This is a genomic window from Paenibacillus popilliae ATCC 14706 (genome assembly GCF_000315235.1).
In the GTDB taxonomy this organism is placed as follows: domain Bacteria; phylum Bacillota; class Bacilli; order Paenibacillales; family Paenibacillaceae; genus Paenibacillus_B; species Paenibacillus_B popilliae.
This window is the reverse complement of the sequence record NZ_BALG01000274.1, coordinates 1-395: the sequence shown is the minus strand read 5'-3', so window position 1 is coordinate 395 and position 395 is coordinate 1. Positions and strand designations below refer to the sequence as shown.

Annotated in this window: 1 pseudogene; it reads right to left on the bottom strand. The window is 50.4% G+C overall.

Annotated elements, in window-relative coordinates:
• Positions 1-139: 139 nt before the first annotated feature.
• A pseudogene (locus PPOP_RS26050) lies at positions 140-280 on the bottom strand (IS3-like element IS655 family transposase); the annotation flags it as partial.
• Between the last annotated feature and the right edge of the window lie 115 nt (positions 281-395).

Sequence of the window (395 nt, the reverse complement as noted above, 5' to 3'; positions counted from 1 at the left end):
CTGATCAATCAACGACCACGAAAATGTTTGGGCTGGAAGTCCGCTCACGAATCCTTTGCAGAGGAACTGTCGCACTTGGCTTGACAATCCGTCGATTTTTAAACTCGCTGCCCCGGTCTGTGTGAAACCACCGAATCTGATGCAAATCGCCTTTGACCGTCGCAAAAGCGCGAGAAATCAGGGCGGCATCCTTATGGGAACCCACACTATGGCCGATGATCTCTCGATTAAACAGATCGACTAGCACACAAATGTAATGCCACCGGTTCTGAACTTTCACACAGGTCAGGTCGCTGACGACGAATCGTTTTGCCTCCGTTTGGTCAAATTCTCGGTTCAAGGTGTTGGCTGTAGCCTCCTCATTGCATGTGGCTTTATGCGGCTTATACTGCGCC